This window comes from Streptomyces sp. NPDC087440 (genome assembly GCF_044744005.1).
GTDB lineage: Bacteria > Actinomycetota > Actinomycetes > Streptomycetales > Streptomycetaceae > Streptomyces.
In genome coordinates this window covers 352,698-376,758 of record NZ_JBIUXN010000002.1, presented here as the reverse complement: position 1 = coordinate 376,758, position 24,061 = coordinate 352,698, and the positions used below count along the sequence as shown (strand labels likewise).

23 protein-coding genes are annotated in these 24,061 nt (G+C 72.3%); 12 read left to right on the top strand and 11 right to left on the bottom strand.

The annotated features are described in order from the left end of the window. Positions 1-54: 54 nt before the first annotated feature. The 4 genes from ACIO3O_RS06415 to ACIO3O_RS06400 all read left to right on the top strand — a co-directional run bounded on the left by ACIO3O_RS06415 (position 55) and on the right by ACIO3O_RS06400 (position 4,510). Entirely contained in the window at positions 55-258 is a 204-nt protein-coding gene (locus tag ACIO3O_RS06415) for a cold-shock protein (protein WP_005315736.1), read from the top strand. A gap of 361 nt (positions 259-619) precedes the next feature. After that, a complete protein-coding gene (gene groL, locus ACIO3O_RS06410; protein WP_401742630.1) occupies positions 620-2,242 on the top strand; it encodes a chaperonin GroEL in 1,623 nt (540 codons plus the stop codon). A 131-nt stretch (positions 2,243-2,373) separates the two neighbouring features. Next, entirely contained in the window at positions 2,374-3,795 is a 1,422-nt protein-coding gene (locus ACIO3O_RS06405; RefSeq protein ID WP_401742627.1) for an alanine/glycine:cation symporter family protein, read from the top strand. Positions 3,796-3,904: 109 nt separating this feature from the next. Next, a complete protein-coding gene (locus tag ACIO3O_RS06400) occupies positions 3,905-4,510 on the top strand; it encodes a Uma2 family endonuclease (protein ID WP_401742625.1) in 606 nt (201 codons plus the stop codon). 89 nt (positions 4,511-4,599) lie between these two features. Here ACIO3O_RS06400 and ACIO3O_RS06395 read toward each other — a convergent pair whose 3' ends face one another. Genes ACIO3O_RS06395 through ACIO3O_RS06385 form a run of 3 tightly spaced genes read right to left on the bottom strand, consistent with a single transcriptional unit; the run spans position 4,600 to position 8,020 of the window. Next, positions 4,600-6,078 (bottom strand): PTS transporter subunit EIIC, encoded by a 1,479-nt coding sequence (locus ACIO3O_RS06395; RefSeq protein ID WP_401742622.1) that lies wholly within the window; start codon positions 6,076-6,078, stop codon positions 4,600-4,602. Positions 6,079-6,120: 42 nt separating this feature from the next. Continuing rightward, entirely contained in the window at positions 6,121-7,068 is a 948-nt protein-coding gene (gene murQ / locus ACIO3O_RS06390) for an N-acetylmuramic acid 6-phosphate etherase (protein WP_401742620.1), read from the bottom strand. 13 nt (positions 7,069-7,081) lie between these two features. Further along, positions 7,082-8,020, bottom strand: a complete 939-nt coding sequence (locus ACIO3O_RS06385) for a MurR/RpiR family transcriptional regulator (protein WP_401742617.1) — start codon at positions 8,018-8,020, stop codon at positions 7,082-7,084. Positions 8,021-8,112: 92 nt separating this feature from the next. Between ACIO3O_RS06385 and ACIO3O_RS06380 the strand changes: the two genes are divergently transcribed. Both ACIO3O_RS06380 and ACIO3O_RS06375 read left to right on the top strand, forming a co-directional pair. Beyond that, positions 8,113-8,466, top strand: coding sequence for a hypothetical protein (locus tag ACIO3O_RS06380; RefSeq protein ID WP_401742615.1), 354 nt, complete (start codon positions 8,113-8,115; stop codon positions 8,464-8,466). After that, complete coding sequence (locus ACIO3O_RS06375) at positions 8,463-8,735, top strand: DUF4031 domain-containing protein (RefSeq protein ID WP_401742613.1); 273 nt, start codon at positions 8,463-8,465, stop codon at positions 8,733-8,735. The genes ACIO3O_RS06380 and ACIO3O_RS06375 overlap by 4 nt, the downstream gene beginning before the upstream one ends. Before the next feature lie 43 nt (positions 8,736-8,778). On the opposite strand, the gene ACIO3O_RS06370 is transcribed toward ACIO3O_RS06375, so the two are convergent. Next, a complete protein-coding gene (locus tag ACIO3O_RS06370) occupies positions 8,779-9,459 on the bottom strand; it encodes a DUF4232 domain-containing protein (RefSeq protein WP_401742610.1) in 681 nt (226 codons plus the stop codon). A gap of 113 nt (positions 9,460-9,572) precedes the next feature. Next, a complete protein-coding gene (locus tag ACIO3O_RS06365; RefSeq protein ID WP_401743401.1) occupies positions 9,573-10,796 on the bottom strand; it encodes a Cmx/CmrA family chloramphenicol efflux MFS transporter in 1,224 nt (407 codons plus the stop codon). A 246-nt stretch (positions 10,797-11,042) separates the two neighbouring features. On the opposite strand from ACIO3O_RS06365, the gene ACIO3O_RS06360 reads away from it, so the two are divergent. The 3 genes from ACIO3O_RS06360 to ACIO3O_RS06350 are packed head-to-tail and all read left to right on the top strand — an operon-like array spanning position 11,043 to position 12,257. After that, entirely contained in the window at positions 11,043-11,276 is a 234-nt protein-coding gene (locus tag ACIO3O_RS06360; RefSeq protein ID WP_401742608.1) for a hypothetical protein, read from the top strand. A gap of 36 nt (positions 11,277-11,312) precedes the next feature. Beyond that, on the top strand, positions 11,313-11,717 hold the full coding sequence (locus tag ACIO3O_RS06355) for a VOC family protein (RefSeq protein ID WP_401742606.1): 405 nt from the start codon (positions 11,313-11,315) through the stop codon (positions 11,715-11,717). 9 nt (positions 11,718-11,726) lie between these two features. Continuing rightward, on the top strand, positions 11,727-12,257 hold the full coding sequence (locus ACIO3O_RS06350) for an NUDIX hydrolase (protein ID WP_401742604.1): 531 nt from the start codon (positions 11,727-11,729) through the stop codon (positions 12,255-12,257). A gap of 3 nt (positions 12,258-12,260) precedes the next feature. On the opposite strand, the gene ACIO3O_RS06345 is transcribed toward ACIO3O_RS06350, so the two are convergent. Genes ACIO3O_RS06345 through ACIO3O_RS06330 form a run of 4 tightly spaced genes read right to left on the bottom strand, consistent with a single transcriptional unit; the run spans position 12,261 to position 15,686 of the window. Then, positions 12,261-13,118, bottom strand: coding sequence for a MerR family transcriptional regulator (locus ACIO3O_RS06345; protein ID WP_401742601.1), 858 nt, complete (start codon positions 13,116-13,118; stop codon positions 12,261-12,263). 14 nt (positions 13,119-13,132) lie between these two features. Beyond that, positions 13,133-14,035: a DUF2268 domain-containing protein gene (locus ACIO3O_RS06340; protein ID WP_401742598.1), complete on the bottom strand. Its 903-nt coding sequence runs from the start codon at positions 14,033-14,035 to the stop codon at positions 13,133-13,135. A 48-nt stretch (positions 14,036-14,083) separates the two neighbouring features. After that, positions 14,084-14,743, bottom strand: coding sequence for a hypothetical protein (locus ACIO3O_RS06335; protein WP_401742597.1), 660 nt, complete (start codon positions 14,741-14,743; stop codon positions 14,084-14,086). A gap of 22 nt (positions 14,744-14,765) precedes the next feature. After that, positions 14,766-15,686 carry a LysR family transcriptional regulator gene (locus ACIO3O_RS06330; RefSeq protein ID WP_401742595.1) on the bottom strand — a complete coding sequence of 307 codons (921 nt, stop codon included), beginning with the start codon at positions 15,684-15,686 and terminating at the stop codon, positions 14,766-14,768. Positions 15,687-15,796: 110 nt separating this feature from the next. On the opposite strand from ACIO3O_RS06330, the gene ACIO3O_RS06325 reads away from it, so the two are divergent. Next, positions 15,797-16,636: an oxidoreductase gene (locus ACIO3O_RS06325; protein ID WP_401742592.1), complete on the top strand. Its 840-nt coding sequence runs from the start codon at positions 15,797-15,799 to the stop codon at positions 16,634-16,636. Between the two features lie 74 nt (positions 16,637-16,710). On the opposite strand, the gene ACIO3O_RS06320 is transcribed toward ACIO3O_RS06325, so the two are convergent. Continuing rightward, the gene (locus ACIO3O_RS06320; protein WP_401742591.1) at positions 16,711-18,972 is read right to left on the bottom strand and encodes a heavy metal translocating P-type ATPase; all 2,262 of its coding nucleotides are present in this window, start codon (positions 18,970-18,972) and stop codon (positions 16,711-16,713) included. A gap of 250 nt (positions 18,973-19,222) precedes the next feature. Between ACIO3O_RS06320 and ACIO3O_RS06315 the strand changes: the two genes are divergently transcribed. Continuing rightward, entirely contained in the window at positions 19,223-19,927 is a 705-nt protein-coding gene (locus ACIO3O_RS06315) for a copper homeostasis protein CutC (protein ID WP_401742589.1), read from the top strand. A gap of 681 nt (positions 19,928-20,608) precedes the next feature. Here ACIO3O_RS06315 and ACIO3O_RS06310 read toward each other — a convergent pair. Beyond that, entirely contained in the window at positions 20,609-22,741 is a 2,133-nt protein-coding gene (locus ACIO3O_RS06310; RefSeq protein ID WP_401742587.1) for a HelD family protein, read from the bottom strand. 419 nt (positions 22,742-23,160) lie between these two features. On the opposite strand from ACIO3O_RS06310, the gene ACIO3O_RS06305 reads away from it, so the two are divergent. Further along, positions 23,161-23,454: a hypothetical protein gene (locus ACIO3O_RS06305; protein WP_401742585.1), complete on the top strand. Its 294-nt coding sequence runs from the start codon at positions 23,161-23,163 to the stop codon at positions 23,452-23,454. Positions 23,455-24,061: the final 607 nt, after the last annotated feature.

The window sequence follows — 24,061 nt, the reverse complement described above, 5'->3', positions numbered from 1 at the left end:
CCCGGGGTCGCGAAGTGCGGTCTCGCGCAAGGGCCAGTAATAGGGGAGTTAGGCATGGCTCAGGGCACCGTCAAGTGGTTCAACGCGGAGAAGGGGTACGGCTTCATCGCGGTCGACGGTGGTGCGGATGTTTTCGTCCACTACAGCGCGATCCAGATGGACGGCTACCGCACCCTTGAAGAGGGTCAGCGAGTCGAGTTCGAGATCTCGCAGGGCCAGAAGGGTCCGCAGGCGGACATGGTCAAGCTCGCCGTCTGATCTCGGCGCGATCGGCCAACTACGCACTCACCAGTTCTCACGCGCTCAGGGCTCGTATCCCGCTACAGGGGTACGGGCCCTTGGTGCGTCCGGGGCCCGTGCCCCGGCCCGCGACCGGTCCACGGTCGGCCCACCGTGCGTGCCCGTGTCCAAGATCTGTGGTATCCGCTTGCACTCGCATGGGTCGAGTGCTAATCATTGGCGTTAGCACTCTCCCAGTGAGAGTGACAGAACTTGGACCAGGTTCGGTGAGGCCGAGAGGTGTCGGGGTAAGGATTCCCGGGCATCGCGAAGCCGTCCGTCGCGGGCACCGAACCCCCGGTCCGGAGAAATCCACCCCGTCCTGGGAGGACCACTTCACATGGCCAAGATCATCGCGTTCGACGAGGAGGCCCGGCGCGGCCTCGAGCGTGGCATGAACCAGCTCGCCGACGCCGTCAAGGTCACTCTCGGCCCCAAGGGCCGGAACGTCGTTCTTGAGAAGAAGTGGGGCGCCCCCACGATCACCAACGACGGTGTCTCCATCGCCAAGGAGATCGAGCTCGAGGACCCGTACGAGAAGATCGGCGCCGAGCTCGTCAAGGAGGTCGCGAAGAAGACGGACGACGTCGCCGGTGACGGCACGACGACCGCGACCGTCCTCGCGCAGGCGCTGGTCCGTGAGGGTCTCCGCAACGTTGCCGCGGGCGCCAACCCGATGGCCCTGAAGCGTGGCATCGAGAAGGCCGTCGAGGCCGTCTCCGCCGCCCTCCTGGAGCAGGCGAAGGATGTCGAGACCAAGGAGCAGATCGCTTCGACGGCCTCCATCTCCGCCGCCGACACCCAGATCGGCGAGCTCATCGCCGAGGCCATGGACAAGGTCGGCAAGGAAGGCGTCATCACGGTCGAGGAGTCGCAGACCTTCGGCCTGGAGCTCGAGCTCACCGAGGGCATGCGCTTCGACAAGGGCTACATCTCGGCGTACTTCGCCACCGACATGGAGCGCATGGAGTCGTCGCTCGACGACCCGTACATCCTGATCGTCAACTCGAAGATCGGCAATGTGAAGGACCTCCTTCCGCTGCTGGAGAAGGTCATGCAGTCGGGCAAGCCCCTGCTGATCATCGCCGAGGACGTCGAGGGCGAGGCGCTCTCCACCCTGGTCGTGAACAAGATCCGCGGCACGTTCAAGTCCGTCGCCGTCAAGGCCCCGGGCTTCGGCGACCGCCGCAAGGCCATGCTGAACGACATCGCCATCCTCACGGGCGGCACGGTCATCTCCGAAGAGGTCGGCCTCAAGCTGGAGAACGCGGGCCTGGACCTCCTCGGCCGCGCCCGCAAGGTCGTCATCACCAAGGACGAGACGACCATCGTCGACGGTGCCGGTGACAGCGAGCAGGTCGCCGGTCGCGTGAACCAGATCCGCGCCGAGATCGAGAACAGCGACTCGGACTACGACCGCGAGAAGCTCCAGGAGCGCCTGGCGAAGCTGGCCGGCGGCGTGGCCGTCATCAAGGCCGGTGCCGCCACCGAGGTCGAGCTCAAGGAGCGCAAGCACCGCATCGAGGACGCCGTCCGCAACGCGAAGGCGGCCGTCGAAGAGGGCATCGTCGCCGGTGGTGGCGTCGCCCTCCTCCAGGCCTCGGCCGTCTTCGAGAAGCTGGAGCTCACGGGCGACGAGGCGACCGGCGCCAACGCCGTGAAGCTCGCGCTGGAGGCCCCGCTCAAGCAGATCGCCGTCAACGGTGGCCTTGAGGGCGGCGTCGTCGTCGAGAAGGTCCGCAACCTGCCCATCGGTCACGGCCTGAACGCCGCCACCGGTGAGTACGTCGACATGATCGCCGAGGGCATCCTCGACCCGGCGAAGGTGACCCGCTCTGCCCTGCAGAACGCCGCCTCCATCGCCGCGCTGTTCCTCACCACCGAGGCCGTCATCGCCGACAAGCCGGAGAAGGCCGCCGCGGCCGCTCCGGGCGGCATGCCGGGCGGGGACATGGACTTCTAAGTCCTCCCTCCCCCTCCCGCCTCGCGCAGGCAGCAGTACGTACGTCCACTGGGGCGGTATCCCTTCGGGGGTGCCGCCCCAGTGGCGTTCCCGGGTGGCTGACCTGCGCGTCCGCCTCGAAGCTGGGGCGCATGGACACCCTGGACTCCGTCATCGTCGACATCAACGACGTCTTCTGGAGCTATCTGCTCATCCCGCTGGTGATCGGCGCGGGGCTGTACTTCACCGTCCGGTCGAAGGTGGTCCAGCTGCGGATGTTCCCGGAGATGATCCGGGTGCTGGGCGACAAGGCGGAGCCTGACGCGCACGGCCGCAAGGCGGTGTCCTCGTTCGGGGCGTTCACGATCTCGGCGGCGGCGCGCGTCGGCACCGGCAACATCGCGGGTGTGGCCGCGGCCATCACGCTGGGCGGCCCCGGCGCGGTGTTCTGGATGTGGGTGATGGCGACGGTCGGCGCGGCCTCCGCCTTCGTCGAGTCGGCGCTGGCGCAGTTGTACAAGGTGCGTGACTACGACGGTACGTTCCGGGGCGGACCCGCCTACTACATGCAGCGCGGTCTCGGGAAGCGCTGGCTGGGCGTGCTCTTCGCCGTCACGATCACCGTCACCTTCGGCTTCGTCTTCAACGCGGTGCAGGCCAACACGATCGTCGCGGTCGTCGGGAACTCGATTGGCGGCGACGCGAGCTGGCGGGAGCCGGTGGTGGGTCTGGTCCTGGCGGCGCTGCTCGGGCTGGTGATCTTCGGCGGCGTACGGCGCATCAGCAGCGTGACGCAGGTGCTCGTGCCCGTCATGGCGGTGCTGTACCTGCTGCTGGGCCTCGCGGTCGTCGTCCTCAACATCACCGACTTCCCCCGCGTCCTGGCGGACATCGTGGGCGGGGCGCTCGGCTTCCGGGAGGTCGCGGGCGGCGCGATCGGCACCGCGATCCAGCAGGGCATCCGACGCGGCATGTTCTCCAACGAGGCGGGCCTGGGCTCCTCCCCGAACGCGGGCGCGGCGGCGGACGTCTCGCACCCGGTCAAGCAGGGGCTGGTGCAGTCGCTGGGGGTCTTCTTCGACACGATGCTGATCTGCACGATGACCGCGTTCATCATCCTGACCACCAACCCGGACCTGGCGGGCGCCCGCCAGGGCGCGGACCTCACCCAGACCTCGCTGAACGCGAGCCTGGGCAACTGGGCCGGGCACGTGCTGACGGTGGTCGTCTTCATGCTGGCGTTCAGCTCGATGATCGGGAACTACTACTACGGGCAGTCCAACATCGAGTTCATCACCGGCGACGAGCGGAAGTGGGTGCTGACGGCCTTCCGGGTGCTGGTGCTGGTGGTCGTGTTCCTGGGCGCGCTCGGCTCCGTCTCCGTCGTGTGGAACCTCGCCGACGTCTTCATGGGCTTCATGGCGCTGGTCAACCTGGTGGCGATCATCCCGCTGTCGCGGGTGGCGTTCCGCCTGCTGGAGGACTACCGCGAGCAGCGCCGCATGGGCCTCGACCCGCTGTTCGTGCGGGACCGGATGCCGGACCTGGGCGGGGTGGAGTGCTGGGTGCGGTGACATCCGTGCGCGTCTCACCCGTACGTGGGACGCTTGCGGAAGTGACGTACCGCCGTGCATATGCCTGGCTACGGTGACGTCTCCCGGGCCGAGGAAGAAGGGACTCGCAATGACCGCAGCGATGGTCGAGCACTACGAGGTGTCCTCCGAGGGGCCGTGGGACTACCTGCTGCAGACATGGCGCGAGCTGGACATTCCCCAGGGTTGGCGCGCCGAGATCGATGAGGGGCAGATCGTCTTGGTACCGCCGCCGAACAGGCATCACAACGTCATCGCACACCAGATCCAGAAGTTCCTCTACTCGGGTCTCCGTACCGACCTCGGAATCTTCCAGACCCTGGGCATCCACATCGCTCGCCTGGACAGGCTCTACGTGCCCGATCTCGTGGTGATGCCCGAGAGCTTCGTGACGGATGACGACGCGGCGGCAACCGATCCCGTCGACGCCGCCGACGCCCTCCTCGTCGTGGAGATCACCTCCCGCGGCAACGCCCGCGACGACCGGACCATGAAGCTGTGGGGGTACGCGCACGCGCCCGTCCCCGCCTACCTCCTGATCGACCGCTTTGACCAGCACGGGCCGACCAGCACCCTGTTCACGGAGCCGCAGGACGGTGCCTACAAGCGCATGGAGCGGGTGCCGTTCGGTGAGCGGTTGGAGCTGCCGGAGCCGTTCGCGGGAGAGCTGGACACGGCGCGTTTTCCCACCGACTGACGCCGGGCACCGACTGACGCCGGGCACGGGCTCACGACGAGAGCGGTGCTCCCACCCGGGAGCACCGCTCTCGCTTCGTACGCGTACGGCTAGGCCGCGACCGGAGTCTTCGGCTCCGCCGGGTCCGCCGCCTTCTCGGCAGCCACCGTGTTCAGCTCCGCCAGCATCGTCTTCGTGAAGCCGAAGTAGTACGTGGCCAGGAAGCCCACGACGTACCCGACCAGCAGCCCGCCCGCGTAGATCGCGATCGTCGTGCCCAGCCCCTGGTTGCCCTGGAGCAGCGGGAACAGCGCCCAGCCCGAAGGACCGATCGCCGTCGAGCCGACCTTGTCGCCCAGCATCGAGAAGAGCCCGACGAACGCACCGCCCGCCGCGCCGCCCGCGCACGCCGTGATGAAGGGGCGGCCCAGCGGCAGCGAGACACCGTAGATCAGCGGCTCGCCGACGCCCAGGATTCCCGCGGGCATGGCGGACTTGATCGTGTTGCGGATCGAGTGGTTGTTCTTCAGGCGCAGGAAGACCGCCGCCGCGCAGCCGACCTGGCCCGCGCCCGCCATGGCCAGGATGGGCAGCAGCACGGTGTAGCCCTGCTGCTCGATGAGCGTCGTATGGATGGGGATCAGCGCCTGGTGCAGCCCCAGCATGACCAGCGGGAGGAAGAACCCGCCGAGGACGAGACCGGCGAAGGCGCCGGTGTTGTCGAGGAGCCAGTTGGCGCCCGTACCGATGGCCGTGGAGACCTCACCCGCGACGAACATCAGCCCGAAGATGGTGACCAGCCCGGACAGCAGCACCGTCAGCGTCGGCGTCACGAGCACGTCCAGCGACTCCGGCACCCACTTGCGGCACCACTTCTCGATGTACACCGCGAGCACCGCCGCGCCGAGCGCGCCCAGCACACCGCCCTGACCGGGCGAGAGCGTCTGGCCGAACGCGTCGATCTTCGCGACGCCGGGGAAGACGATGATCGCCGCGACCGCCCCGCCCAGGATCGGCGTGCCGCCGAACTCCTTCGCCGTGTTGAAGCCGACGAACACCGCGATCAGCGCCATGAAGCCGGACGCGATGGAGGCGAGGGCCGGGGTGACGGCCGGGAGCCAGCCCAGGTTGACCAGCAGGCCGTTGAGGCCCGCGATGATGCCGCAGCCGATGAGCGCGGGAATCAGCGGAACGAAGATGTTCGCGATCCGGCGCAGGAAGAGCTTGAACGGCGTCGCGTTCTTCGCCTTCTGCGCGGCCCGCATCGCGGCGCCCTCGGCCGCCAGTTCGTCGGCTGTGAGCGCCTTTTCGGGAGACTTCCCCTCCGCCACGAGGGCCTCGAACTCGGGGGTGACCCGGGCGACCGTGCCCGGCCCGAGGACGATCTGGTACGTGTCGTCCTCGACCACGCCCATGACCGCCGGGACCGCCTTCAGGGCGTCGTCCTGGACGAGCGTACGGTCGCGCAGGCCCAGCCGGAGCCGGGTCATGCAGTGGGCGACCGAGGTCACGTTGTCCGCGCCGCCGACGAGCGGAAGGATCGCGGCAGCGGTGGCGCGGTTCTTGTTCTCAGGGGTGTCGGTGCTCATGGTGCGTGGTGCCTTGCTGTGCGGGGGGTGGGGAGGGAGGGGTCAGGCGGTGGTGCGGGCCGATGCGAGGGCCGCGCGGAGGTGGCCGTGCTCTTCCTTGAGCAGGGTCTGGGCGGTGGGGCCGTCCACGTCTCCGAGGATGATCAGGATCGCGTTCTTCACCTCCCCGCCGGCTGCGGTGAGGGCGGCCTCGATCTCGGCGTCGTCCGCGCCGGTGGCCAGGGCGACGATGCGCCGCGAGCGGGCCCGCAGCTTCTCGTTGGACGCGCGGACGTCGACCATCAGGTTTCCGTACGTCTTGCCGAGCCGGATCATCACGAGCGTCGAGATGGTGTTGAGGACCAGCTTCTGGGCCGTGCCCGACTTCAACCGGGTGGAGCCGGTGAGGAGTTCGGGCCCGACGACGACCTCGATGCCGTGGTCGGCGGCGGCCGCCAGGGCGCTGTCCGCGTTGCAGGACAGTCCCACGGTGAGGGCCCCGTAGCGGGTACGGGCGTGCTCGACGGCGCCGATGGCGTACGGGGTGCGGCCCGAGGCGGAGATGCCGATGACGGAGTCGTCCGCGGTCAGCTTCAGCGCGTCGAGGTCCTCGGCGGCCAGCTCCTTGCTGTCCTCGGCCCCTTCCACGGCTTTCACCATGGCGGACGGGCCACCGGCGATCAGGCCGACGACCTCGCTCGGGTCGGTGTTGAAGGTGGGCGGGCACTCGGAGGCGTCGAGCACCCCGAGGCGTCCGGCCGTACCCGCGCCCGCGTAGATCAGGCGGCCGCCCCGGGCCATCCGCTCGGCGATGCCGTCGATCGCGGCGGCGATCTGCGGCAGCTGCGCGGCGACGGCCGCCGGGACGGTCGCGTCCTCGCTGTTCATGAGCGCGGCCAGCTCGGGGGTGGACAGCCGGTCGATCTCGGCGAGTTCGGGCCGGAAGGCCTCGGTGGTGAGGGTGTCGAGCTGGGCGCGGAGTTCGCCGTAGGGGGCGGGGGTGCTGGTCATGGTGGGGGGTTCCTTATCGGGTGGTGCGGGGGGCGTGGCGGTGGGCGAGAGCCTCGTACGAGGCGGACAGCGCGGGCCCCGCCGTGTCGTACGTACGCTGGGCGACGCCGACGAACAGGCAGTCCACGACCAGGAGTTGACTGGTGCGGCTCGACATGGCGGCCGGGCGCAGTTCGCTCTCGCGGGCCGTGGAGGTGGTGAGGACGTGGTCGGCGTACTGGGTGACGGGCCCGCCGGGCCGGCCGGTGACCGCGACGGTCGTCGCGCCGTGCTCGAAGGCGACCCGCAGCGGCTCGATGGTGTCGCCCGTCGCCCCGGAGTGGGTGATCGCGATGGCGACGTCACCGGCGCGCAGCAGGACGGCGTTGGTCACCGCGAGGTGCGCGTCGCTGTGGGCCTGCGCGAACACCCCGATCCGCTGGAGCTTCTGGGCCAGGTCCATGCCGACCAGGGCGGAGGCCCCCACCCCGTATATCTCCACCCGCCGGGCCTGCGCGAGGGCGGCGACCGCCGCGCCGAGCTGGACGGTGTCCAGGCCCGCAGCGGTGTCGGCGAGGGTCTGCTGCTCGTCCTGCGCCAGCTTGGCGACGACGTCGGCCATCGGGTCGTCCACCGCGATGTCGGCGGTGACGGCGGGCGCGCGCCCCGACTGCTGGTGCGCGGCGAGCCCCGCGAGCGCCAGCCGCAGGTCCCGGTAGCCGGGGTAGCCGAGGAGCCTCGACGTCCGTACGACGGTGGCCTCGCTCGTCCCCGTCAGCTCGGCCAACCCGGTCACGGTGAGGGCGGCGCACCCGGCGGGGTCCCCGGCGACGGCCTCGGCGACGCGCTGCATGGAGCGGGTCATGGACGGAGCCAGGGTCCGCACTTTCGCGGCGAGGGCCGCGGGCGCGGGGGGAGCGGCTTCGGGGCTCGCGCCCACCGTCCTGGAACTTTCCTTCACCGTCTCGCTCATACCTGAAAGATATTTTCAGGCCGGGGTCGCGTCAACGGTCCACAGGTCCCGCTCCCGTGGGGACTTTGGTCCCGTCGCGCGACAATGGCCCCATGACCCCCCTCGAACAGTCCCTGCACACCGCCCGCGCCCAGGTCATGGCCGATCTGACCGCTCGCGATGTCGCGGACCCCGGCATCGTGTCCCTGGTGGAGGACGCCGTCGCGCACCGGCGCTGGTGGGTGGAGCAGTGGCCGGACGGGGCCGCGTTCGTCGCGGGCCTGATCGCCCAGGACGTGCAGGACGCGCTCCTGGAGCAGTACGGCCGCTGGCCGCTGTGCCCGGTCTGCCACGACGGCGACCCGCACGCGCTCGAAGTGGAACCGGAACTGGGCCCCGACCCGCACTGGGTCTGCACGAAGGCCGTCGTCGCCGTGGCCCCGGTCGGAAAGCTCCCCGCGGCGTGACGATCTACATAGACCCGCCGACCTGGCCCGGCCACGGCCGCCTCTGGTCCCACCTGGTCAGCGACGCGTCGTACGACGAACTCCACGCCTTCGCGGCCTCGATCGGCTGCCCGCCCCGCGCCTTCGAGCGCGACCACTACGACGTACCGGAGTCCCGCTACGCGGACGCGGTGGCGGCGGGCGCGATCGAGATCGGCAGCAAGGAACTGGTCCGCCGCATCACGGCCGCCGGCCTGCGCCGCCGCAAACACGGCTACGAGCCGAACTGACCGCTGGTCACCCCCCGTGGTGGACCTGTAGGTGCTCCCTTGGCTACTCGCCCTGGACCGGGCCCACGAACGTGCCCGGGTGCGTCGCCGCGTCCTGCTTCAGGAGCGGCGTCCTGTGGGGCCAGGGGAGGTCCTTGGATTGGGTCTCGCCGGGGGGAGTCAGGGTGATGGTCGCGGTCTTGAACTCCGCGTCCGCCGTGTTGCCCTCCGCCGAGTACGGGAGGTACGTGATCGTGAAGTACGCGTCGCCGCCCGGGTCCAGGGTGAGGGCCTTCGGCTTGACGGAGAGCTGGCGGGTCAGGGACCAGGTGTCGCCCGGCGCGCTCATCAGGTCCACGCCCGGGTAGCCGTTGAGCGAGCAGGGGGCCGTGCCCTTGTTGGTGAGGGTGATGGTGACGTGGCCCTGCGCGGTGGCGTCGGCGGGCTCGCCGCCGGGGTCGACCTGGAAGCCGAGGGCGGAGGTCTTGCACTTCGCGGCGGCGGCGATGCCCCCGCCCCCGGTCCCGGCGCCGCCGGTGGTGGCGGGCTTGTCGGTGCCGCCCGTGCCCTGCGAGCCCGTTCCGCCGGTGGAGGGGGCGGCGGAGGACGAGGCATTGTCGCTCGCGGAGCCCGCGGAGCTCTCGGAGGGCGAAGCCGCTCCCGTACCCCCGTTGTCGTTGCAGGCCGTGAGGGCGAGACCGGCCGCGAGGACGGCGGTGGCGAGTGAGGCGGTGCGCAGGCGCATGGGTGGTCCCCCGTGGGTCTTCCGTGCAGTGGTTCCGTGACGTGTATTCGTCACGAGAGGGATGACATCACGGGGGACAGAAGCGGTTGCGGGTTACATGTAAATGGGTTGTGTCACTTCGGGGTGGGGACCGGGGAGGCCACCGCGGCCGCCGGTGCACCCGCTGCGACCAGGCGTGATGCCCCGCTCCTGGCCGCCCGCTGCCACCGCAGTGCCAGCAGTACGAGGCCCACCGCGACGATCGTCATCGCGCCGCCCGCCCAGGCCGTCGCCGAGAACCCCCAGCCCGCGTCGATGACCGTGCCGCCCAGCGCCGGGCCGCCCGTGTTGCCGATGTTGAAGGCGGCGGTGGTCGTCGCGCCCGCCAGGGTCGGGGCCGCGCCCGCCACGTTGAACATCCGGGCGTTGAGCGCCGGTGCCGTGAAGAAGGCCGAGAAGCCCAGCGCGAAGGAGAGGGTGACGGCCACGGCCGCCGTCGAGCCGAACAGGGCGAGCGCCGCGAGGAGCACGGTGGAGGTGCTGATGCCGCCGATCAGGACGCCGAAGGGACGGGCGTCGGCGACCATGCCGCCCACCGTCGTACCGGCGAGCGCGCCGATCCCGAAGAGGCCCAGCACCCAGGGGACCCACTTCGAGTCCAGGCCCGCCACGTCGGTGAGGAGCGGGGAGAGGTAGCTGAAGGCGCAGAAGACGCCGCCCGCCGCGAGCGCCGTGATCAGGACCGAGACCAGCACCTGGCGGTCCCGGTAGATGCCCAGCTCCCGCTTCAGCTGCGGCTTCTCGTCGGGGAGCGGGATGCGCGGGATGAGCGTCACCACGCCGACGAGGGCGACCGCCGAGGCCGCGCCCACCGCCCAGAACGCCGAGCGCCAGCCCAGGTGCTCGCCGAGGAAGGCGCCCACCGGGACGCCCAGGACGTTCGCGATGCTCAGGCCGCCGATCATGACCGCCATCGCCCGGGCCCGCGAGCCGACGTCCACCATGGCGATGGCCACGGCCGCGCCCACCGCCCAGAACCCGGCGCACGCGAGGGCGCTCACGACCCGGGACGCGAAGAGGAGCTCGTACGTCGGGGCGAGGGCGCCCGCCACCTGGCCGAGGCCGAAGACGCTGATCAGCGCGATGAGGGTGGTGCGGCGGGGCAGCCGCAGAGTCGCCACGGCCAGCAGCGGGGCGCCGATCACCATGCCGATCGCGAAGGCGGAGATCAGCAGACCCGCCTGCGGTATGGACACGTCCATGTCGTCGGCTATCGGCGGCAGCAGCCCGGAGAGCATGAACTCGCTCGTGCCGAGCGCGAAGACGGCGAGCCCGAGCATGTACACGGCCAGGGGCATCCGGGCGCGGGCGGCGGGCCCGGCGGGGGCCGTGGGGGTGGCCGTGGAGGTGGTCGTACGGGCGGCGGGTGCGGCGGCGGGGGCGTCGTCCGGTCGGCGCGACTGATCAGAGGGGGGCATGACAGCGTTCAACAAGCTGTCGAACCCGGCCATTCCCGGGCCTGCGCGCGACCTCATCGGTCCCCTTGTGGGGGCTTTCAACTCCCTTGACGCATAAGCACCATACGGCCGGTAGAGATATAGATCATGACGACGAAGGAGCTCGGCATCCGAGCCGCTGAAGAAACGATCCGTACGCTGCGTGAGGCCCTGATCGCCGCCGGTCTGAACCTGCCCTCGCTGGGCCTGGACTCCGCCTCCTGCGCCCGGGACGTCCCCGCGCCCCTGGTGGACCTGGGCCGCTGCGACGTGGAGACCGCGCGGCGGCTGGCCGAGGTGATCGGCGCCGGTGGCCCGTCCGGGGAACGCAGGACACAGTAGGGGGAGTTGTGACCCGGGTGAACGATGGAGTGAGCAATGACCGCGATCGTCTACAACGTGGCCTTCGACTGCGCGAACGCATATGAGCTGGCGGAGTTCTGGAGCCGGGTGCTGGGGAGCCCGATCGACGCGGGGGACGGCCCCGGCGACCCGGAGGTCGCCCTGACGCTGCCCACCGGCATGCACCTGTACTTCGCCGAGGTGCCGGAGGCGGCCGAGGGCAAGGCGGGCAAGAACCGGGTGCATCTGTGCCTCCAGCCCGACGGCCTCCGCGACGACGCGGTGGAACGATACGTCGGGCTGGGCGCACGGGTGATCGGCGACCACCGCACGCCGGACGGGGGCGGCTGGCTGGTCTTTGGCGACCCTGAGGGCAACGAGTTCTGCGTACTGAGGAGCGCCGCCGAGCGGGCGGCGACACAGGGGAACCACCCTGCCTAGGCTGGGGGGATGAGTGATCAAGGAAACGATGATCAAGGAAACGAGGGGTCGGGGCGGCTCTCCGCGCGTGTGCTGGTGACCGACGAGGACGGGCGGCTGCTGCTCTTCGCCTTCCGCGAGGGCGGCTCGGATGCGGTGGCCGGATGGTGCACCCCGGGCGGCGGTGTCGAGGAGGGGGAGACCCTGGCGCGGGCGGCAGCACGGGAGTTGAGGGAGGAGACCGGGCTGACGGTGCCCGTGGAGGCGCTGGGGGAGCCGGTCGCGGAGACCTCCGGGTACGCCGACCTCGGCTGGGCGGCGGGGGTCTTCCGGGACGTCTTCTTCCACTGCCGGGTGAGCGCGTACGAGGTGGACGCGAGCGGGATGGAGGGGCTGGAGCGGGAGGCGTACGCGGGCCACCGCTGGTGGGCGGTGGCGGAGTTGGAGGGGTTCGTCGCGGCGGGCGGGACGGTCTATCCGTACGGGATCGCCTCGCTCGTAAGGGAGTTGGCGGCGGGCCGCGTCCCTGCGGAGCCGGTGCGGCTGGAGTGGCAGCACTGAGCGTCACCGCGGGGGAAAGCGGTCTCCGGCGGTGGGCCGTGAGGTGGGCGGTTCGGTGGGCCAGGCGGCCGTCTCCGGGTCGACCCCCTGGGCCGCCGCGTTCGCGCACACGATGTTGTGCAGCCACGCCGTGAGGCCCGGCTCCAGCGCCTCGAAGGCGTCCGCGTAGCCGGGCTCGGTGACGTACCTGCGGGAGATGCAGACCTGCATGGCGAGCGTGCAGTCGAAGTACGTCGAGAGCAGGGCCCGCTGCCGCTCGGCGAGGGCGTTCGCCGCCGGGGAACCGGGGGCGGTGCCCGTGCGCAGGGCGGTGGCCAGGTCCTGGTGGAGGGTGTGGGTGGCGGCGGCGACCTCCTCCCACTCCTCGCGGGAGAGCCGGGAGGCGCGCTCCTGGTACTGCGCCCACTGGGGGCTCTCGCCGTACCGTTCCTCGGCGCCCTCGACCCACTCCGGCCGCCAGTCGGAGCCGAAGATCTCGATCTGCTCCTCGGGGGTGAGGCGCATGCCGCCGGGCTCGGCGGCCGCCAGCATGCGGTCGACGGCGACCACCATGCGCTCCAACCGCTCGATGCGCTCGGTGAGTTCGGTGCGCTGGCGTCGGAGGTGGGCGCGGGCGTCGGTGTCGGGGGCGTCGAGGATGCGGCCGATCTCGGCGAGCGGAAGGCCCAGCTCGCGGTAGACGAGCACGCGGTGGAGACGGGCGATGTCCTCGGCCCCGTACACGCGATAACCGGACCGCGTCCGCGACGTGGGACGCATCAGCCCGATGCTGTCCCAGTGGTGGAGCGTCTTGACGCTGACCCCGACGAGCGCGGCGGCCCGCCCGACCGTGAGGGCCGCCGCGGGCTGCTCGTGTTCCATGCGGCCAGTGTGGCTCAGGAGGCCACGGCGGTGGGGACGCCCGCCCCGGCCAGGATCTCGTGGGCGGGCAGGGCGACGCTGCGGGCGGCGGTGAGCCCGGTGGCGGCGAGGTGCGCGTCGACGATGCGCAGGCCGGTGGCGTAACCGGCCATGTCGGGGATGCCGAGGGGGACGGCGTCCGGGTCGAGGAGGGCTGCGGTGGCGTCGCCGTGGACGTACGCGGTGAGGTGGTGCATCCCGGCGACGTCGATCCCGGCCGTCACCTTCGCGTACGCGTCGTCCAGCGCGGCCCCGGTGAGGGCGGTCGCCCAGGGACCCATCGCCTCCGGCCCGGCCAGTTCCCGTACGAACGCCTCGGCCAGCCCCTCCGCGACGACCTGCTCCCCGACGGTCACGGTCGCCGGGTCCCATGTGACGTTGGCGTACCGGACGTTGTGGTGCAGCTCGTGGGCGGCGGCGTGGCCGATCTTGGCGAGGGCGTCCGGGGTGGGCCACATGACGAGGTGGATCGCGCCGGGGATGCCGCCGAAGCCGAAGTAGCCGTTGCTGCGGGTGACGAGGTGGTCGTCATCGGGGTCGCCGAGGACCAGCACGACGTGCACGGTGTCGGGGGTGCGGACGCCGGGCACGGCCGTCAGCTCCTGGCGGGCCGCGTCGAGGCAGTCCGTGACGCGCTCCCACACCCGAGCCTCCCGCATCTGCTCCACGGCCTCCGCCAGCCGCGCATCGTCCCGGTCGAGGGGGAACCCGACACCCTGCTCGTGGGTGGCGACGAGGTCGGCATGACCGCCGAAGGCCGCCGCGAGGGTGGGGTGGAGGGGTGCGTAGATCTCGCGGAGCGCGGCGGGGCGGTCGGCGACGGGGAGCCGGAGGAGGCGGAGGTGGGCGGGGGCGGTGTCGTGCACGACGATCTTCATGGGGGTGAAGCTAGAGCCTCCTGTCGGGTCAGGGTCCAGCCCCGCCGGTCACGGGCTCAGCAGGGCAAGCTCCGTGGAGAGGTTGTGGCGGGCGGCGTCCTCCCAGTGCTTGACGCCGTACGGGGTGCGGAACAGCCTTGGCAGGGCGAGGAGTTGGGTGAGCACGGCGGCCCGGCCGGTGCGGAAGTCGGGGTCGGGCACGAAGCCGTACTCCGTCCGCACGGCGGCCGCGTAGGCGGCGTAGTCCTCGGGCGAGGAGGCCAGCACGGCGAGGTCGGCGTCGCAGAGGGCCTCGCCGTTGGTGTCGTCCGGGTCGGGGTCGTGGGTGATGGTCAGCCGCACCAGCCGGGCGACCTCCGCCGTGTCCTCCGCCCCGAGGCCCAGCTCGGGCAGGGCGCGCTCGGCGAGGCGGGCGGAGCGGTCCTCGTTGGTGTCGCGCTCCGGGTGGTAGACGGCGTCGTGGAACCAGGCGGCCAGGCGGACGAGGTGCGGGTCGTCGGGGTGGTCGCCGAGGGTGTCGAGGTGGGCGAGGACGGCGGCGAGGTGGGCGGTGGTGTGGTAGGCGCGGTGGGGCTCGGCCCAGCGGTCCAGGAGATTGCGGGCGTACGGCTCGGGGTCGACCGGGGCCGGGCTCTCACCGGCGCTCGCGCGGAGGGCGCCGACGGTCGCCGCCCAGCGGTGGAGGAGGTCGGGGTACGGGGTGGTCATGGGCCCAGTCTGCCGTGCCCCGTCAGGGGGGCGGGGCACCCCCGGGGGCGTTCGCCCGGGTGAAGTGCTGGGCGGCGCGGGCGTAGGCCCGTACCAGCGGGCGGATGTCGTCGCGGCGCCACGCCAGCGCGAAACGGGACGGCGTGACACCCCGGACGGGCACCGTCACCACGTCCCCGCGCAGAAGCAGCGACGCGTTCCCGGAGGCGACGAGGACGACCCCCTGCCCCGCCACCACCGCCTCGTACGTCTCGTCGGGGCTGCTCACCACCGCCCCCACCCGCACCGGCATCCCGCCCCGGGCGTCCATGGCCAGCCAGTAGTCCCGCAGCGGTCCGGCCGCGTCGGGCAGCGCCAGGAAGGGTTCGTCGAGCAGGTCGGCGAAGTCGACGCAGGAGTGGCCGGCCAGCGGATGTCCCGTCGGCAGGGCGACGAGGCGGGGCTCCTCGGCCAGCACCAGGTGCGCGTACCGGGACGGCTCCGGCAGCGGCAGCCACACGAACGCGACGTCGCTGCTGCTGTCGGCGAGCCCGGCCGTGGGGTCGTCCCACCCGACCTGCCGCAGTACGGGCGAGGCCTCCGGGTGGGCCTCGGTGAAGCGGGAGCGGATCGCGGGGAGCATGCCGCCGCGCCCCGGGCTCGTACTCATGCCGATGGTGAGGACCCCGGCGGTCGCCGTGCGCAGGGCGGCGAGGGCGGTGGTGCCCAACTCCCAGGTGGAACAGGTCTGCTGGGCGTGCGGAAGGAGCGCCTCGCCCGCCTGCGTCAGCCGCACCTCACGCCGGTCGCGGACGAACAGCTCGGTCCCGAGGGCCCGTTCGAGCTGCCTTATCTGCTTGCTGAGGGCGGGCTGGGACACGTACAGCGACTCCGCGGCCCGCGTGAAGTTCAGCTCTGTGGCCACCGCGAGGAAGTAGCGGAGGTCCCTGGTGTGCACGTCCATAGCCGATGGTTATCACCGAAGGTCTTGGACGGATACGGGCGGGGCCCAGCAGAGTTCATTCCGTGACCGGGACACCGCGTGGGGCGGACCCGCGGACGGAGGGAAACACCATGGGCAAGGTCTGGCTGATCACGGGCGCCAACAGCGGTTTCGGCCGCTCCCTCGCGGAGGCGGCGGTCGCCGCCGGCGACACCGTCGTGGCGACCGCGCGGCGCCCCGAGACCCTGGACGACCTGGCGGCCGCCCACCCCGGGCAGGTCGACGCGGTACGGCTGGACGTCACCGACCTCGCCCGGGCGCAGGAGGTGGTGGCGGACGTCGTCGCCCGGCACGGCCGCATCGACGTGCTGGTCAACAACGCGGGCCGGACGCACGTCGGGGCCGTCGAGGAGGACACCGACGCCGCCCTCCGCTCGCTCTTCGAGGTGCACTTCTTCGGGCCCACGGCGCTGGTCCGCGCCGTCCTGCCGCACATGCGGGCCCGCCGCTCGGGGGCGATCGTGCAGCTCAGCAGCATGGGCGGGCAGATGTCGTTCGCCGGGTTCGGGGCGTACAGCGCGACGAAGTTCGCCCTGGAGGGACTGAGCGAGGCGCTGGCGGACGAGGTGCGGCCGTACGGGATCAAGGTGCTGGTGGTGGAGCCGGGGGCGTTCCGGACGGGGCTGTTCGGGGCGTTCAGCGCGAGCGAGCCGATGGCGGAGTACGAGGAGAGCGCGGGCGCGACCCGGCGGATGGTCGAGTCCGCGGCGGGCACCCAGCCGGGCGACCCGGCGAAGGCGGCCCTGGCGATCCGGCAGGCGCTCGACGCCGAAGTGACGCCGCTGCGGCTGCCGTTGGGCGACGACGGGGTGGACGCGGTACTGGGGCACGCGCAGGCGGTGCAGGACGAGGTGCGGGCGTGGGAGAAGGTGGCGCGGGACACGTTGCTGGAGGGGCCCGCCGTGGGATGAGGGGGAACGCGGCGGCCCGGGGAGCCGGGAGGTGGTCCCTCCGGGCTCCCCGGGCCGTGTGCTCCTGCGCGCCCCTACGCCGCCTTGAAGTTGCGCAGGCGCAGGCTGTTGCCGACGACGAAGACCGAGGAGAAGGCCATCGCGGCCCCCGCGATCATCGGGTTCAGCAGGCCCATCGCCGCGAGCGGCAGTGCGGCCACGTTGTAGGCGAAGGCCCAGAAGAGGTTCGACTTGATGGTGCCGAGGGTCCGGCGTGCGAGCCGGATCGCGTCGGCCGCCGCCCGCAGGTCTCCCCGTACGAGCGTCAGGTCGCCCGCTTCGATCGCGGCGTCGGTGCCCGTGCCCATGGCCAGGCCCAGGTCCGCCTGGGCGAGTGCGGCCGCGTCGTTGACGCCGTCGCCGACCATCGCCACCGAACGCCCTTCCTCCTGGAGGGACTTGACGACGCTGACCTTGTCCTCGGGCATGACCTCCGCGATGACCCGCTCGATGCCGACCTCCGCCGCGACGGCCTCGGCGACGGCCTTGTTGTCGCCGGTGAGCAGGATCGGGGTGAGACCGAGGGCGCGCAGGCGGCGGACGGCCTCCGGGCTGGTGTCCTTGACGGCGTCGGCGACGGTGAGGACCGCGCGGGCCTCGCCGTCCCAGGCGACGGCGATGGCGGTACGTCCCGCCGCCTCGGCCTCCGCCTTCGCCCGCTCCAGCTCGACGGGCAGCGCCATGGCCCACTCGGCAAGCAGCTTCGTACGGCCCACGAGGACGGCGTGTCCGTCCACGATTCCCTGCACGCCGAGCCCGGGGACGTTCGCGAAGTCTTCGGGGGTGGGCAGGGCGCCCACCTTCGCGGTCGCCCCCGTGGCGACCGCCTGCGCGATCGGGTGCTCGGAGGCCTTCTCCAACGCGCCCGCCAGCCGCAGTACTTCGGCCTCGTCGACGCCGGGAGCGGTGTGCACCGACAGCAGGGTCATCCGGCCGGTCGTGACCGTTCCCGTCTTGTCGAGGACGATCGTGTCGACCTTGCGGGTGCTCTCCAGGACCTCCGGGCCCTTGATGAGGATGCCGAGCTGCGCGCCCCGCCCGGTGCCGACCATGAGCGCGGTCGGCGTGGCCAGCCCCAGGGCGCACGGGCAGGCGATGATCAGTACGGCGACGGCTGCCGTGAAGGAGGCCGTCAGGCCCGCCCCGCTGCCGAGCCAGAACCCCAGCGTGCCCAGCGCGAGCGCGATGACGATCGGCACGAACACGGCGGAGATCCGGTCGGCGAGCCGCTGTGCCGCCGCCTTGCCGTTCTGCGCGTCCTCCACCAGCTTGGCCATCCGGGCGAGCTGGGTGTCGGCGCCGACCCGGGTCGCCTCGACGACCAGCCGGCCGCCCGCGTTGAGGGTGGCCCCGGTGACGGCGTCGCCGACGCCGACCTCGACCGGCACGGACTCGCCCGTCAGCATCGAGACGTCGACGGCGGAGGAGCCCTCCACGACCTTCCCGTCGGTGGCGATCTTCTCGCCGGGGCGGACCAGGAAGCGGTCCCCGGTCGTCAACTGCCGGGTGGGGACGACGGCTTCACTGCCGTCGGCCCGGATCACCGTGACGTCCTTGGCGCCCAGTTGCAGCAGGGCCTTCAGGGCGGCCCCCGCCTTCCGCTTCGAGCGCGCCTCGAAGTACCGCCCGGCCAGGATGAACGCGGTGACGCCGGCCGCCGCCTCCAGGTAGATGTTCCCGGCGCCGTCGCTGCGGGCGATCGTGAACGCGAAGGGGTGCGTCATGCCGGGCATCCCCGCCGTGCCGAAGAACAGCGCCCACAGGGACCACAGGAAGGCCGCCGACGTGCCGACCGAGATCAGCGTGTCCATCGTCGCCGCGCCGTGCCGGGCGTTCGTCCAGGCCGCCTTGTGGAAGGGCCAGGCGGCGTACGTGACGACGGGTGCGGCCAGTGTCAGCGACAGCCACTGCCAGTTCGGGAACTGGAGCGCCGGAACCATCGCCATCGCGATGACCGGTACGGCGAGGACGGTCGCGGTGACGAGCCGCTGCCGGAGGGAGGTGAGGGCGGGGTCGTCGGGCTCGCCCGAAGCGCCCGGAGCGTCGGGATCGGGTGGGGTCTCCTCCCGGGGGGCGGGTTCCTCGGCGGTGTAGCCGGTCTTGACGACGGTGGCGATGAGGTCGGCGACCTCGGTGTTCTGCCCGTCGTACGCGATCTTGGCCTTCTCGGTGGCGTAGTTGACGGTGGCCTCGACGCCGTCCATGCGGTTGAGCTTCTTCTCGATGCGGGCGGCGCAGGAGGCGCAGGTCATGCCGCCGATGGCGAGTTCGACGTGGGTGGGGGTGGCGGTGGTCATGGGGGGCTCCCTGGACTTTGGTTACCCCTGGGGGGTATCTGATGAGTCCATGTATACCCCCCACCCCCATGTGATGCAAGGTCCATTGGCACACCCCCTGGGGGTATATCGACCCGATGGGCCGCCCATCGGGCGTTGATCACATGCCGCGTGGGGGTGGTGCGCGGACGCGGCAAGCGCTCTAGTCTTGATATTGGACTAGACCTATAACCCGTACCCGTGTCGGCGATGGCGAAGGAAACCGAACCCCATGAGTGAGCGTGCAGTCCTGGAGGTGATCGCCCTCAACGCCGAGGACGCGATCGCGGCCCAGTCCGGAGGGGCCGACCGGCTCGAACTGGTGACGGACATGGCCGCCGACGGGCTGACGCCCCCGGTCGAGACCTTCGCGGCGATCCGGGCTGCCGTGGACATTCCCCTGCGGGTGATGCTGCGGGCCGCGGACGGTTTCTCCGCCGGTACGCCGGAGGACGTCGAAGCGCTGGTCAAGGACGCGCGGGCGCTGCGGGCTGAGGGGGCGGAGGAGTTCGTACTGGGCTTCCTCGACCCGGCCGGCAACCCCGACCTCGTCACGGTGGAACGCCTGGTCGCGGAGCTGGACGGCTGCCGCTGGACCTTCCACCGGGCGATCGACCGGGCGGCGGACCGCGACGCTGCGCGCAAGCTGCTGGCGGACCTGCCGGGCCTGGACACGTACCTGACGGCGGGCGCGGCGGAGGGCGTGGACGCGGGCCTGGAGACCCTCCTCGCGGAGGCGTCCCGCGCGGGGACCCCGGGCTACGGCGCGGAGATCCTGGTCGGCGGCGGCCTGCGGCTGGACCACCTGCCGGTGCTCCGGTCCGGCGGAATCAACGCCTTCCACATCGGCGGCGCGGCGAGGCCCCGGGGCTGGGGCGAGCCGGTGTGCGCGGATGCGGTGGGGGAGTGGCGGGGGGTCCTGGACGGCAAGCGCTGAGCCGCGTCCGGGGCGCGGGGCTGTGCTCCACGTGCGGCTCCGCCGCGCGGGGCGCCCCGTCCGGGGCGCGGGGCTGTCCCGATGTGCGGCTCCGCCGCGTGGGCACGACCAGCGGGCTCGCTGCCGTCAGGGGACGCACCCTAGGGGCGCGGGGCTGTTCCGATGTGCGGCTTCGCCGCGTGGGCGCGACCGGCGGGCTCGCTGCCGTCGAGGGACGCACCCTAGGGGCGCGGGGCTGTTCCGATGTGCGGCTTCGCCGCGTGGGCGCGACCGGCGGGCTCGCTGCCGTCGAGGGACGCGCCCTAGGGGCGCGGGGAACTGCGCGACCAGCCACCCACTCACCTGCACGGACCCGTGCAATGGCCGCGCGGCGAGCGCTTTAGGTGGAGGGGCGGGTCTGGGGCCTCTCTGCCTGGGCAGGACGGGGCTGCACTGCCCGGTACGGGGCCGGGCCCTGGCTCGCCACCCGGTGCCGGGTGCGTTCGGCCCCGCCTCGCCGGGGCAAGGGGGCCCCAGCCCCGCCCCTTCACCTAAACCCGCGGGGCTGATGGGGGCAGGTCCCGTGCAGGGGGCGTGTGGTCTCCGTCCCGTGCGAGCGCGTCGTGGCTGGTCGCGCAGTTCCCCGCGCCCCTGAAGGGCGCGTTCCCCGGCGGCGGCGAGCCTTCGCACGGCGGACCCCCGTCACACCCCCAGCGCCCCCGGCAACGCCCCCGCATGCCGGACCGCCAGTCCCGACACCGCCCGCGTCAGCGCCACATACAGCCGCCGCAGCCCCGTCCTCTCGTCCGGCTCCCCGGCAACGATCGCCGCCGGTTCGTCCACCACCACGTAGTCGTACTCCAGGCCCTTCGCCAGCGACGCCGGCACCAGCGTCAGCCGGGACGCGGCCGTCGTCTCCTCGCCGGGGGACAGGGGTGCGTGCCCCGCCGCCGCCAGCACCTCCGCCAGCACCGGAATCCGTGCGTCCGCCGCGATCAGCCCGATCGACCCCTCGTTCCGCAGCGCCTCCTCGCACGCGGCGACGACCGCCGCGTCGAGGTCGCCGTCCGCGACCTGCCGCACCGACATCGCCCCCGGCGACTCCCGTACGGACGAGACCGGGGCGAGTCCCGGCGACATGAACGGCAGCAGCCGCGACGCGTAGGCGATGACGTCGCGCGGCACGCGGAAGCCCGCCGTCAGCTCCTCCACCACCGCGTCCGGCTTCCCCAGGTGGCCGAGCGCCTCCGCCCAACTCCCCGTCGCCCACGGGGTGGTGCCCTGCGCCAGGTCCCCGAGGACGGTCGCCGAGCCGGTGCTGCACCGTCGGCCCACCGCCCGGTACTGCATCGGCGACAGGTCCTGCGCCTCGTCCAGCACCACATGACCGAGCGAGTGCGTGCGCGCCACCAGGTCCCGCGCCTCGTCGATGAGCACGGCGTCCGCCGCCGACCACTTCACCGACCGTACGGACCGGGCGGGCTTCGCCCACACCACCGCGGCCTGCTCGTCCTCGCTCAGCAGCCCCTCCGCGTGCTCCGCCAGGAACTCCGGATCGGACAGCAGCCGCAGCACCAGCTTCGCCGGGTCGACCGGCGGCCAGATCGCCTTCACGGCCGCCTTCACCGCGGCGTTGCGGGCCACCGCGTCCTGCACCCGGTCGTCGGGGGCCTCGCCCGCCTGCTCCATCCGGACCAGGACCTGGTGCGCGATGCGCTGCGGCAGGGCCTCGCGGGCGGCCCCGTACCGGATGTCGCGGGCCAGCAACTCCCGTACGATCTCCTCCAGTTCGTAGGAAGGGACCCGCCAGCGGCGCGAGCCGCGCACCACGACCAGGCCCTCCTCGGGCAGGGTCACGTGCGAACGCACCGCGCGCCGCAGCACCTCCGCCATCCGGGCATCTCCCTTGAGGACGGAGGCGGCTGACGAGTCGTCAGCGCCACGGATCTCGATCCCGGCGCCGTCCCCACTGGTCACCAGGTCGTCCACGGTCGCCTGCTTGACCTCCAACTCGCCGAGCGCGGGGAGGACTTGTTCGATGTAGTGGAGGAAGGACTTGTTCGGGCCGATGACGAGCGTGCCGGTGCGGGCGAGGCGCTCGCGGTGCGCGTAGAGGAGGTAGGCGACACGGTGCAGGCCGACGGCCGTCTTCCCGGTGCCCGGGCCTCCCTGCACGCACACCGAGCCCGCCAGCCCGGACCGTACGATCTCGTCCTGCTCGGGCTGGATCGTGGCGACGATGTCGCGCATCGGGCCCACGCGCGGACGCTCGATCTCCGCCTGGAGGAGCTTGCTGGTGAGGGGGTCGTCGGCGTCGGAGGGGTCGGAGAGGTGCTCGTCCTCGTACGCGGTCAGCTCGCCGGAGGTGTAGCCGAAGCGGCGGCGCAGGCCGACGTCCTGCGGGTCCTTCTTCGACGCCCGGTAGAAGGGCTGCGAGACCGGCGCGCGCCAGTCGATGACCATGGGGTCGCCGTCGGCGTCGTGGACGTGGCGGCGGCCGATGTAGAAGCTCTCGCCCGGGGTGCCCTCGGCCTGCTCGGCGCCGACCGTGTGCAGGTAGTCGAGGCGGCCGAAGAAGAGCGGGGTGTGGGAGAGGTCGGCGAGGGCCTTGATGCGGTCCTCGATCTGGGCGGTGAGGACGACGGCGTTCACCCAGTTCGCGGTGACGTCCTTGATGTCGAGGTTCTCGACGTCCTCCCGCATGGCGCGCAGGGCGGCACGGGACGCGGTGAGGTGGGCGCGCTCGTGGGAGAGCGGGTCGGCGGGGGTGCCGGGGGTGTCTGTGGTGGTGTCGGTGGTGTCGGCGGTGGTGCTGACGTTGTCGTGCGCGGGCACGGTGAAGCCTCCGGCTGTACGCGGGCCGGGCGGCCGGGTTCCTTGCGGCGGCCGGGGTCCTGGCGCGGGGCGAGGACCGGGGCGGCCGGGTGTGCGGCTCGGCTCGGCGGGGAAGTCACGTCTGGCTGCCGACCGGTTTCCGTCCGGGCGGCGCGGCGCACTCCACGGAAGGGAGGCGGGCAGACGCGCGATTCTAGCGGCGGGGGCGGGGTCTGGCGAATGATTTTTTACGGGGTCGGGGTCGGGGTCGGGGGCGTCCCGGGGCGGGGACGGGCCCGCTGGCCTTGGGGTGCACGGCCTGTAGGCCCCAAGGGGGACGGGGTGGGCCGAAAGGGTCAGCCTGGAGGGGGAGGGCGGGGCGGGGGAGGTTCAGACCGGGGTCCGATGTGCGGGGGAGGCCCGGCGGACACCATGGAGGCATGAGTACAGCGACCTTCACCCCCGGTGCAGGTACGGGCAGGGCAGACGCCCGTACGACGACGACCAAGGACCGCGCGCACACCGGTGCGACGGCGGTCACCGACAAGCCCCACCGCGTGGCCCGCGCGCTCCGGGCCGTCCGTATCTTCGCGGGGGCGGCGGCGGGGGTGGTGCTGCTCGGGGACTATGCGGACGACTGGAAGCAGGATGCGCGTGCGGGGGGCGACTGGCGGCGCGAGCGGGATGCTTGGGCGGCGGGGGAGCGGGGTGGCTCCGCGCCCCGTACGTACTGAGCAGCCTGCGGGTCGGGCTTTCGGTGTCGACCGGGCCCGGTACGGGGGGCGTCACCGGAGGGGTTCGGCCGTCGTGCGTCAGCGCAGGGGGGCGGGCGCGCGTGCGTCATCGTCAAGGCCTCGGCGCGCCCACTCGGCGTCGGGTGTGTTCGGCCCCGACCTGCCGCCGGGCCCGCCTCTCCCCGTGCGGGGTGCGTTCGGCCCTGTCCCGCCGGGGCGAGGGGTCCCCAGCCCCGCCCCTTCACCTAAACCCGCGGGGCTGTGAACGGTTCCCGTGCGGGTGGGTGGGTGGTTGCTCGCGCAGTTCCCCGCGCCCCTGACGGGGCACGGCTGAGCAGCCCGGCACCGGACGGTCGCGCCTGGGCGGCGGAGCCGCAGGTCAGTACAGCCTCGCGTCCCTGGCGGGGCACGGTTGAGCAGTCCGGCACCGGGCGGGCGCGCCTGGGCGGCGGAGCCGCAGCGCGAGCACAGCCCCACCCCCCCGAAGCCCCGCGTCCCCGCGTCCCCGTCCCCCGCGAATCCTCATAGGGTTGCGGCGTGACGACAGACCGGACCGAGAACGCCCGCGCCGCCACCGCCCGCGTGACCTCCTCCCGCTCCCCGAGCG

Bases quoted from the DNA above. Each gene is read 5' to 3' on its own strand.
- ACIO3O_RS06405 (WP_401742627.1), top strand. From the start codon at position 2,374: ATGGACACCCTGGACTCCGTCATCGTCGACATCAACGACGTCTTCTGG.
- ACIO3O_RS06340 (WP_401742598.1), bottom strand. From the start codon at position 14,035: ATGAAGATCGTCGTGCACGACACCGCCCCCGCCCACCTCCGCCTCCTC.
- ACIO3O_RS06370 (WP_401742610.1), bottom strand. From the start codon at position 9,459: ATGCGCCTGCGCACCGCCTCACTCGCCACCGCCGTCCTCGCGGCCGGT.
- ACIO3O_RS06395 (WP_401742622.1), bottom strand. From the start codon at position 6,078: ATGAGCACCGACACCCCTGAGAACAAGAACCGCGCCACCGCTGCCGCG.
- ACIO3O_RS06325 (WP_401742592.1), top strand. From the start codon at position 15,797: ATGGGCAAGGTCTGGCTGATCACGGGCGCCAACAGCGGTTTCGGCCGC.
- ACIO3O_RS06380 (WP_401742615.1), top strand. From the start codon at position 8,113: ATGACCCCCCTCGAACAGTCCCTGCACACCGCCCGCGCCCAGGTCATG.
- ACIO3O_RS06415 (WP_005315736.1), top strand. From the start codon at position 55: ATGGCTCAGGGCACCGTCAAGTGGTTCAACGCGGAGAAGGGGTACGGC.
- ACIO3O_RS06350 (WP_401742604.1), top strand. From the start codon at position 11,727: ATGAGTGATCAAGGAAACGATGATCAAGGAAACGAGGGGTCGGGGCGG.
- ACIO3O_RS06335 (WP_401742597.1), bottom strand. From the start codon at position 14,743: ATGACCACCCCGTACCCCGACCTCCTCCACCGCTGGGCGGCGACCGTC.
- ACIO3O_RS06320 (WP_401742591.1), bottom strand. From the start codon at position 18,972: ATGACCACCGCCACCCCCACCCACGTCGAACTCGCCATCGGCGGCATG.
- ACIO3O_RS06365 (WP_401743401.1), bottom strand. From the start codon at position 10,796: ATGCCCCTGGCCGTGTACATGCTCGGGCTCGCCGTCTTCGCGCTCGGC.
- ACIO3O_RS06400 (WP_401742625.1), top strand. From the start codon at position 3,905: ATGACCGCAGCGATGGTCGAGCACTACGAGGTGTCCTCCGAGGGGCCG.
- ACIO3O_RS06330 (WP_401742595.1), bottom strand. From the start codon at position 15,686: ATGGACGTGCACACCAGGGACCTCCGCTACTTCCTCGCGGTGGCCACA.
- groL (WP_401742630.1), top strand. From the start codon at position 620: ATGGCCAAGATCATCGCGTTCGACGAGGAGGCCCGGCGCGGCCTCGAG.
- ACIO3O_RS06305 (WP_401742585.1), top strand. From the start codon at position 23,161: ATGAGTACAGCGACCTTCACCCCCGGTGCAGGTACGGGCAGGGCAGAC.
- ACIO3O_RS06385 (WP_401742617.1), bottom strand. From the start codon at position 8,020: ATGAGCGAGACGGTGAAGGAAAGTTCCAGGACGGTGGGCGCGAGCCCC.
- ACIO3O_RS06360 (WP_401742608.1), top strand. From the start codon at position 11,043: ATGACGACGAAGGAGCTCGGCATCCGAGCCGCTGAAGAAACGATCCGT.
- murQ (WP_401742620.1), bottom strand. From the start codon at position 7,068: ATGACCAGCACCCCCGCCCCCTACGGCGAACTCCGCGCCCAGCTCGAC.
- ACIO3O_RS06315 (WP_401742589.1), top strand. From the start codon at position 19,223: ATGAGTGAGCGTGCAGTCCTGGAGGTGATCGCCCTCAACGCCGAGGAC.
- ACIO3O_RS06355 (WP_401742606.1), top strand. From the start codon at position 11,313: ATGACCGCGATCGTCTACAACGTGGCCTTCGACTGCGCGAACGCATAT.
- ACIO3O_RS06345 (WP_401742601.1), bottom strand. From the start codon at position 13,118: ATGGAACACGAGCAGCCCGCGGCGGCCCTCACGGTCGGGCGGGCCGCC.